The sequence below is a fragment of the Nodularia chucula CCY0103 genome, from assembly GCF_963923915.1.
GTDB lineage: Bacteria > Cyanobacteriota > Cyanobacteriia > Cyanobacteriales > Nostocaceae > Nodularia > Nodularia chucula.
Genome location: NZ_CAWUOL010000064.1, coordinates 21,002 through 30,156, shown reverse-complemented (window position 1 = coordinate 30,156; position 9,155 = coordinate 21,002). Strand labels below are relative to the sequence as shown.

Sequence of the window (9,155 nt, the reverse complement as noted above, 5' to 3'; positions counted from 1 at the left end):
AAACTGGTTTGCTAATTGCTGCTACTGTACCTCATAACAGCCGGAAACGCTGTAAGGAGTCCGCGAAAGCTTTTACCTTTGGTTTGGTTGCCAATCATTCTGTCTCCCAGTCTTCGTCTTCTTCGTCGATGTCGTCCTCATCGGTGGGGTCGGTTTCCATTTGGGACAGTTCTCGTCCTATCTGTTGTAGGAGGTTGCGTAACTGTGCTAATTCTTCTGGGTCTGCGGGTGGGTGCAGTCCCATTTTAATGGCTGTGTGGGTGGCTCTGGTGAGTTGATTAATATTATTACCGATGCGGGATAATTCGCGGTAGGTTGCCAGGGTGATTTTGCTAGTGCGTTTGGGGAGTGGTTTGAGTAATACGCTGCGTCGGGTGAATTCAGCTATTGAGAGTCCTGCGTCTTGTGCTTTGAGCTTAATCATGTCGTGTTCAATGGCGTTGACACGAGCTTCTAGGGTTTTGGTACGCAGGAGGTTTTTGGACAGTTTTGGGCGCATAACTGTGGGAGGTGGGGGAGGGGGTTTCCAAAGGGGGAGGCTTCCCCATTTGGCAAGCCTGTCGTCCGAGCGGAGCGAGGTTTGCCGGAGGCAAAAGACACGGCTTGCTTCTAGCTACGCTGCGGGGGGTGGGCGACAAGTCCGTGGGGGCGGAAGTGCGCGGGGGTAGCAGGAGATGGGTTTTGGTAATTCAGGGGGGAGGAAGGACAATTACAGCGTAGCTGAAACGTAATAATTATAGCAGTGTTAGCTGAATTACTGCGACGGCATAGCCGGAGGGAGAAGGCTATGGTTAGCAACAGTCGGCAAGAGTCAGCTAAAGTCGGCATCGGATGAATATAAAGACGGCGTAGCCGGACATGAAAAGTAGATCGGCTTTTAATAAATGATGGTAATGGCGTAGCCAGAACTGGAAAATTATATCAGTCTCTAATAAATGATGATAACGGCGTAGCCGCATGACGGAAATTACAAGCAGCGTAGCTGGGAGTGGTGAGGGGGACAACAATCAGTATGAGTTAAACGGCATCAGTAAAATGATGATAATGGCGTAGCCAAAACGGGAAAATTATATCAAAATCAGTTAAATGATGCTGACGGCGTAGCCGGATTACGAAAATTACAACCAGCGTAGCTGCAATCGGCTGAAATTGTAGAGTTATACAATCTCAAAAATAGGGGAAAATATATAAATTATGATGAACAATTTAATTACATAGCAATGGTTGAGCCAAAAGATTCTGAAAAGATTACTAAAGGCAAGATTGATGAGGCGATTAGCGTCTTAAAGGAGCAAAAGCCGAAGGAACGAGAGGATGTATCAGACAAGGAAGCTGTTCGCAAGATGAGACGGTACATTGAGAAGCTGACTTCTGATAAATATGGCTATACTTACGATGAAGTTTCAGAAATGTTGGCAGGGCAGGGCATCAATTTGAGTGGTAGCCGGATTAAGTATTTAATAGGTGAGTTGAGGAAAAGCACTCGTCGTCAGAAAAAGACTCTAGAGAATGAAAATTCTGGTGGGGCGAGTGGGACTACTGCGGCTCAGAAACCTGCTAGTAGCACTAAGAGCCAGAAAAAAAATTAGTAGTCAAGTAGTCAATACAGCGAAAGTCAAAAAGAAGGATGTGGGCTATGTGTAGCGAAAGTCCAATCCAAGAAGACCAGCTTTTTAGGCATGAAAATCAGGGCGTTTCTTACAAAACGCTGCGCGATGCCTTCGGCGAGCGCTGCGCTCGCCTCAAATCACTTCACAAAAATTAAATTTAACTAAATTTTAGGTAGGCAGTGGTGGCCAACGCCTGAGTTGCTCCAAAATTTCTGCGGGTAATATTGATAACAACGATTTCATCAGAAAGGCTTTGATATCAATAGCTGAACTATCTAGAATCCTTTGGAAGGCTTGACAGCTAAAGACCTGAGCCATCAGCACCACCTCTTTAACCACTTCCTCCGGTTGTTTTGGATATTCTCGTTTCAACAAGGGGAGATATTCGTCAACAAACCATTTTTCTTCATCCGTCAAAACCACTGAAAAAATATTACCAGTTCTATATAAGGAGCTATATAGGGTTTGTAATATTTTTTTGAGATGCATCCAGCCCCCAAATTCTTGAGCAATTTGGCTCACGTATGACTGGCTTTTCCCGACTTTTTGGGCTATGGCTTCAATGCCAATTTTTTCACCAGCCTCTACCATCTGCCCAAATGCTTGGAAAATTGCCCAGTGTGTTTGTTCTGTGCCTGTACCCGCAGTGGGGGTAATTTCAAAAGCTGTTGAGGTGACTAAGTTAGCCCCTGGATAATAATCTAGTAAGTAAGATAAATCTTTCTCACTGACGATATACACCGTGATTTGCTCATCAGGGCGACGGTTAGCACGGGGGCGACCGACGGCTTGGACTACTTCAGTCTGTACAAGGTGGTCAATATATGCCTGAGCATCCATCCCTCCCCCTTGATCCAGGGTGCTATGGATTTGATTTACAACACCTATGTTTTGGTATGGTGTACCGATTAATAGCAGCGCATCATGTTCAATGTAGGCGTTACTGCCTCGGTTATCGACAAACCAGTAACCATCTCCGTCTCGTTTGGCTTTCTGGTGGTCAATTACTCCCAACTTTTGGTGTTTTTTCGTCAGTTCTTCAATTATCGCTGCCAATTGTGCTTTTTTCTTGGGTGAGCGATCGCGTCCACATAATCCCAATCCAGTTATCTGCTGAATTGTTAAGTTTTCATAACTGGGGCGATGTTCACAAATCACTAAGATGTCTTTGGGGTCGCACCCAAGTTGTAAAGCCATGCTTTCACGGGTAGCGGTGGCATCCATGAAAACCACAGCATCAAATGCTGCCAGTGTTTCTCTCTGGCGAGTCACTTTTTGCGGGATCATTAATTTGCGGTCGCTTGTGATTCGGAGCGCGCCTTGAGTGATCCCCACCAACATTTCCAGTAGCGGAATCAGCCATCGGACAGGGAGAGAAAGTAAGTTTTTATAGATTTCAGCTGTGGATTGAGCCTGAAATGCACCTCTAATATATTTGAGTGTGTCGCGGTTGACATTTTTCTTGTCTCCCTCTACGCCATCGAGAGTGACACTATCCGCTTCTTTTACCAATTCTTCGATGTCGGGTTCAAGTGCTTTTAGTGACTCTAGAATCTCTGGTATATTGTCGGGTAAGGTTGGTAACATTTCCCGGATTTGGGCATCGTTCCAACCGTAGTATGTTTCTTGGTTGGGCTTAATGTCGCCACTAATGAAGGAACGCAGTGGGAGAATTAGCTGTTTAATTTGGTCGTAAACTGCTGGTAAATGAGCCTGCACTTCCATCATGGTGCGGTCAAAGTCTTGTAAGCCCACTTCAATAAATTCTACGGGCTGAATTTGACGGCTGGCTTCATCTACGAAGGCTACAGCATTGTTAATGTCTTGTGGTTTAGGTAGGGAGTTAATATTTGCGCGGATGCGTGAATCGGCTAAAGCGTCACGGCGATCGCATCGGAAAGTAGCACCAGGGACACGCGGGAAAACTCCCCCCATGCCATCACTACCAGCACAGTTGGCGCGCACCTTGCAAGTTTGGCAGATGGGATTAGATTGCGCTTCTTCGTTGACTACTGTGTATCCTTTTGCTGACAAAATATGAAACAATGTGGTACGGGGGCAATTGCCTTCTACATCCGGCTGTTCTCCTGGTTTAGGCCAGCGTATATATGGGTTGCCTAGCCCTGTGAGTTTGGTGAGGTCGGATACTAAGCCATCATTCCGCACTGGTAAGTCAGTCCAGCCTTCGATGGTGGCGGTGGTGGGGTTACGGTGGTCATTACTGAGGTAGTACAGGGTATTTACACCAAAAATATCTGGGGTGAATAACCCGACATGGTGCGATTTGCCTGCACCAGTGTGAGATATGTCAAGGATGAATTTTTTGCCAGATGCGATTGCCTCCGGTACAGCGCTCCGCGCTATCGCGGACTCCAGGGCGCTCCCTGCGTTCGCGTCTGGCACTGCGCTCTGCGCGTTCGCCTCCGGTACTGCACTCTGCGCTATCGCATTTATATAAGTCTGTGTTCGGTCTTCAGCTTGAAACCAAATATCTACGTCTAAATTTGGGCTTGTAGTTGGTTTTGGTGTGGTTCCGGTTGCTGCTGCTACTCCGGGTGCAGCTGTGGTTGGTTTGGGTGCGGGTTTAATTTTGTGAGTAAATTTCCCGACAAAATTTCGGGCTTTATCGAAACCACTTTTTAAAGATTTAATAAAATCTTCAATTTCTCTATTTAGTCCGTGGGTGCTTAACCATTCTTCCCGGCTGATAGTCCGTGAGCGATTACCTAAACGCTGGCGTTTGCTTCGTTTACCGTCGCGGGGATCGCTGTTGAGGGAATAATCCTTTTCAACTTTGGGGAAAGAGAAGCCGTACTGTTTGGCGATGTAGAACAGTGTCCCAATGGATATCCCAGAACGACGCGATTGCGCTCCGCGCACTGCCGAAGGCAATCGCTTAAAGCTCCTAATTTTGTCTCCAATGTTCCAGGTTGTCCCCTTGATGCTTGGTGACCACTGCTCTGCTATGATTTCGGCATCAGTAACCCCGTAATGGCTGTATAGTGCCATTAAGACCTGTAAGCATTCCTGATAATTTCCCGACCCCATGCTGCGCTGAGGAACGTATGATAGTGCCTGTTTTATCAGCTGGTCTATATCCCAGTTGTTGGCTTGTGCTTTCTCTTGGAATTGGATACGGCGGGAAGTAATTTCGGCTATGCGTCGTTCATATTCAATTTTCTCTTGGTGAGCGATCGCTACGGCTTTAGTTATCCATTCTGCTGGTAATGTTGCTTCGGGGTTGACTAGGGGAAATTCGGCTTCTGTGCTGCCATAAAATACACGGGAAGCATCTTTACACGCGGGGTCATGGGGCAGTTCTTGCATCAAGGATCGCGTACAAGCTTCTACCGTATCAGCACCCTCAACATATTCGGGCAGAAGGAAGACTAGCCGAAATTTATGCCAGTCTGGTTTGTGGCTAGCTGTCGTATAAATTAAAGCACAGTGTTTTTGGATGAAGGGATGGGCTAGTGCTTCTTCTATGGTTAATTGGTGTTTGTAAACTTTGATGTAGTTGCCGTTAGAGTCTTTGATTGGTTTGCCTTCAAGATCACGGGCGACATCGGAATTATCAATATCGAGTAGTAGCCAGTGGGAACCGATGATATTGGCTTTACTCCGCCATTTACCGCCTAATAAGCCAGCACAAATGGCGTGACCTGCTTTGATATGGCGCTGGACATCCGCTAGAGTCCCTTCTGTATCTTGGAAGTTGGCGGCCAGCTTCTTAAAATCCCAGTCTTTATTTTTTCCAGTGGCGTTATACGCAAACCTGATGATGTTAGGCTGTATAAACTCTTGTGTTGTCCCTGGAGTTTCAGCCTGTTTAGCTGTTGGTTGTTGCGGTGCTTGTGAGTGGTAATTTTGCTGTAATTCTAACATTTTGTCCATCCTCCTTGATGTGTAGTGGAGGAATTGGAGCTATCCGGTGTAGTAATCTTATATACAAGCTTTTGAAAATATAAAAAGATAAAATTCCTGAGTGGCTCTTTCTATCTGGGTCGCCAGTGTTAAAATGGCTTAATTTTCCAAAAAGTTTGATAAGATCATTATTAGGGATATGAATCACAATTTGTTATAGATGTGATTCACAATTCCAACCGGGATATTAATTAGGCGGCGAAACCCAATTCCCAATTCCGTTTGAATCGAAAAATGAAAGCCTTGTTGTCCATACCGGACTACGGGTTTTCGGTATTTATCCTATTTGTAATGATTTAACCAAGCCCTAATAAACTCAGTTACTTTCTGCTCCTGAATCACAAAAGCAGTGCCTTTTCTTCTGAGAGCCAAAATTTTCATGCCTTCTATCTCCGTATAAAGATGTTCATTGTGATTTGGAGCCGCCTTGGTAGGAGGCCATAAAACTAAAACTTTGGCTGCGGGTGTTTTTGTTGCTTCCCTTGAAGACATTGCAAACAAGTCTCTGTTTTTGTTCAGCCACTTTTCGTAATCAGCTAACTCAAGCAATGGACAAGGTTTCCACGTAGTCAAACCCCTCTTATTCTTTTTCCGGATCTGTAGAATTTCCCTTGCTTCGTTGTAGACTACCTCCCGATCTCCAAAAGAACGAATGGAGATAAACAGGTGACTTCTGCGTGGAAACCTCACAAACAAGTCCAGAGGGTTCTTGTCTTCGATTTTTTGGACTGGAAAGATTTGTGTACCAACACTTTTAAACTCATCCAAAAGTACGGTTGTTAATTTTTCCAGACGTGCAAGTTTCTCAAGTCGGATCAACGGCTTGTAAACCAATGCAAAAAGAACCCAGCCAAATGGGTGAACCATGCCACCAGATGCCATCGCCGCAGCACCAGCCGCTAGAGCAAGAGCGGATTCATGCTCTATAGCCTCCCTAATCATTTCTAACGCCGGTTCATTGTGCGGCGGGAGTTGAAATTCGTTCGGTGAATCTTTTACGGCAGTCATTGGTGACATCAAAAGTTAATGATGTGAACTTAATATCAACTATCTACAGAAAAGGTTGTTTTACTTAATCATACTTGTATATTGTTCTTACTCTAAACACTTAATAGATTTAATCCCCTGACTACATCTTTGAACTAATAGCCATGTTTTAGCATCGGGTTCCAGTGCTGGCATGATGCGAAAATTTAATACATCTGCCCAAGTTTCTACACCGTGATTGCCAGCAAACTCCCGTTCCAGCTGTTTGAAGTGTTGCCAGTTGCGATCGCTTATGGTAGTGAAAATATTAAGAAACGTGCTGAGTGGTAATAGTGTAGCTGTTTCAGTCATTTTTCTAATTCCTCAAAAATACAAACTATTGGTAAAACATCGTCATCTGTTTCGATAATTTCAATTAATTTACGACTTGTATTCCTAGCAATTCGCTGGCAATACTCCTCAGATGCAGCCACAGCCCAAGGTCTAGTCTCGGTAACTGGGTCAAACTTCCCTTTGAAGCGTTTTATATTGTCATTTTCTGTCAAGCTGGTTTTCCCTGATTATTTTGGTTTTCTAGTTCTTCTAGCCATTTACGAAGTAAATTTTCCATAACATCACTCTGAGAAACCCCCAACCTAGTGCAAGCAACTCTAAACTCAGTTGCTAGTGGTTTGGGTACATAGCCAGTTATTTGGCTAAAGTCCGGCGATCGCCGTTTGTCTACCATTCCATCATTTATATACTGTCCTGTTGTCATTCTCTCACCTCATACTGTAATTTTAAAAAACTTGTTGACAAGACAACAAGACATAGCTACTATAACCCTATAACCTAGTCCATGCAATGCCCTTGCATCCCAAAAGCCGTACTAAGGCGTGATGATGTGGCATTAATGCACAGAATAGGTAAACCGAATTGAGCATATTTTCAAAAGAGAAAATAATTCCACTCAGTAAAAACAAGATGTGTATTACGCATAAGCAGGATGTGTAATACGAGTAAGTAGGATGTGTATTGCATCTATCCAATAAATGCAGATTACCCCTAGAGCATATTGCATAAGGATTTATGGAGCAGGAACGCATAGTTTACGAAACATTAGTGGGCAAAAGAGTTTGTGATACTCACTGGTGGAGAGTCAAAAAAGTCATGAAAAATTGTGAATTACCTCTCACCAAGTATGGTTTTAATTTGTACCTATCTCTTAAAAAAACCTCTCCCAGATACTTTACTCAATATCACAAAGTAAAAGCTTTAATTTACCAAAAAATTGAACCTTTATTGGGTGAAGGACTATCTGGAGATGAGTTTTTAAAGGTACTGGAGAAAATCAATATTAACCCTCATCAATCAACAGTTAGCCGATGGTTTAAGGGGATTGGAGGATTTAAAGCAAGTGGATTTTATAGCAAAGCTTCACTGCTCCCCATTGTGGCGATTGCACTTATTTACAAAGCCAAAGCACAAAATAACCAACTAGCAAAGGTCAGTTAAGTCATGGTCAATAAAATTGCAACTCGGATTCAATCTCGCCTATCTCGCAAAAGCTTAAAAGTGACTCTTGGTGAGATAAAAACTGTCTACACAGAGATGGTTAACGACCCTCAAAACCCAACAGATGAAGAAGTAAATACCGTGACAGAACATTTTATCAATCAAGCTTCTAAGTTATCCCCAATACCCCAAACAGAGGAAACAATTGCACTCATTGACCTAGAAGAAAATCAACCAGAGGAACCAGAAGCATCTATATGTGTACGTGATGAAACCGGAAACATTGCAACCTCTACACAGATGGAACCAGAAACATTAACCCAATTCAATAATGAGGAAGTAGAAGAAACAGCAATCGCACTACAAGAAACTTCTGAATTAGTTGCCCAGACTGCAAATAACATGGGTATTAGTTTATCAATTGAGGAAGTGACCGCCATTGCTGAAAACTTTGACTACGCCAGTGAAAATTCTGATTATGAAATCTCAGAAATAGAGTCAACTATTACTGCTTTTGTACACCATAAAGCGCAGGTTACTAAGCAAAAGATAACAAACATGGTGCAAGGTGTTAGGGAGACTGTAACGCGATTGGATAATGAAAACTCCCAACTATTGAATGATGGATTGCGGGAGATAAACAACGACATCAAAAGAGGCTCCCAGAAGTTTAAAAGCCAAGTCAGAACAGCCCTCAAAGTATTTGCACTCCCACCTAGCAAAGCCGGATAAAAGCCTTGTAATCAGTTTTAACCCCTCAAAAGCCATATCCATCATTCTGATAATTTCATCCCTTGCTGCTGTACTTGTAGCCTTTGATAACTACCGCGTTAGTCGCCACAGAGTCACCAAGCCGGAGTACCGAGAATTTCAAGATCCTAATATTTACTTGGAGGTTCCCCAGTGGTTCAAGAAATGACCGAAAGCAAGGAACTGTCAACACTAATTAACCAATCCCTAGCGCTAATCGACCAAATCCAAAAGCACCCAGACTTTCACGCAGTAGAGTACAGCCCCGATTTAACTTTAGGAGATGCCCAGCAAGCATTGCTAGAACTGCATTGGGAGACTCTACGGCAATCGCAACCAAGCAAAAACTTCTCCCTAGAAGGTTTCACCAATTGAAAAAGTGCGATTCCT

Annotated in this window: 10 protein-coding genes; 4 read left to right on the top strand and 6 right to left on the bottom strand. The window is 43.8% G+C overall.

Annotated features, from left to right (window positions below):
- Window positions 1-94: 94 nt before the first annotated feature.
- The gene (locus tag ACM0OP_RS16600) at window positions 95-499 is read right to left on the bottom strand and encodes a plasmid mobilization protein (RefSeq protein ID WP_414529529.1); all 405 of its coding nucleotides are present in this window, start codon (window positions 497-499) and stop codon (window positions 95-97) included.
- A gap of 721 nt (window positions 500-1,220) precedes the next feature.
- On the opposite strand from ACM0OP_RS16600, the gene ACM0OP_RS16595 reads away from it, so the two are divergent.
- Window positions 1,221-1,589, top strand: a complete 369-nt coding sequence (locus ACM0OP_RS16595) for a hypothetical protein (protein ID WP_414529528.1) — start codon at window positions 1,221-1,223, stop codon at window positions 1,587-1,589.
- Window positions 1,590-1,778: 189 nt separating this feature from the next.
- Here the strand turns inward: ACM0OP_RS16595 and ACM0OP_RS16590 are convergent, their stop codons facing one another.
- The 5 genes from ACM0OP_RS16590 to ACM0OP_RS16570 all read right to left on the bottom strand — a co-directional run bounded on the left by ACM0OP_RS16590 (window position 1,779) and on the right by ACM0OP_RS16570 (window position 7,278).
- Window positions 1,779-5,495 carry a PriCT-2 domain-containing protein gene (locus ACM0OP_RS16590; protein WP_414529527.1) on the bottom strand — a complete coding sequence of 1,239 codons (3,717 nt, stop codon included), beginning with the start codon at window positions 5,493-5,495 and terminating at the stop codon, window positions 1,779-1,781.
- A gap of 321 nt (window positions 5,496-5,816) precedes the next feature.
- Window positions 5,817-6,542: a hypothetical protein gene (locus ACM0OP_RS16585; protein WP_414529526.1), complete on the bottom strand. Its 726-nt coding sequence runs from the start codon at window positions 6,540-6,542 to the stop codon at window positions 5,817-5,819.
- An 87-nt stretch (window positions 6,543-6,629) separates the two neighbouring features.
- Entirely contained in the window at window positions 6,630-6,872 is a 243-nt protein-coding gene (locus ACM0OP_RS16580; RefSeq protein ID WP_414529525.1) for a hypothetical protein, read from the bottom strand.
- Window positions 6,869-7,066 carry a hypothetical protein gene (locus tag ACM0OP_RS16575; protein WP_414529524.1) on the bottom strand — a complete coding sequence of 66 codons (198 nt, stop codon included), beginning with the start codon at window positions 7,064-7,066 and terminating at the stop codon, window positions 6,869-6,871. Before ACM0OP_RS16575 ends, ACM0OP_RS16580 begins: the two co-directional genes overlap by 4 nt.
- Entirely contained in the window at window positions 7,063-7,278 is a 216-nt protein-coding gene (locus ACM0OP_RS16570; protein WP_414529523.1) for a hypothetical protein, read from the bottom strand. The genes ACM0OP_RS16575 and ACM0OP_RS16570 overlap by 4 nt, the downstream gene beginning before the upstream one ends.
- A 392-nt stretch (window positions 7,279-7,670) precedes the next feature.
- Between ACM0OP_RS16570 and ACM0OP_RS16565 the strand changes: the two genes are divergently transcribed.
- The 3 genes from ACM0OP_RS16565 (at window position 7,671) to ACM0OP_RS16555 (ending at window position 9,140) form a co-directional block, all read left to right on the top strand.
- A complete protein-coding gene (locus tag ACM0OP_RS16565) occupies window positions 7,671-8,015 on the top strand; it encodes a hypothetical protein (protein ID WP_414529522.1) in 345 nt (114 codons plus the stop codon).
- Between the two features lie 3 nt (window positions 8,016-8,018).
- Entirely contained in the window at window positions 8,019-8,747 is a 729-nt protein-coding gene (locus ACM0OP_RS16560; protein WP_414529521.1) for a hypothetical protein, read from the top strand.
- Window positions 8,748-8,918: 171 nt separating this feature from the next.
- A complete protein-coding gene (locus ACM0OP_RS16555) occupies window positions 8,919-9,140 on the top strand; it encodes a hypothetical protein (RefSeq protein ID WP_414529520.1) in 222 nt (73 codons plus the stop codon).
- The last annotated feature ends 15 nt before the right edge of the window (window positions 9,141-9,155 follow it).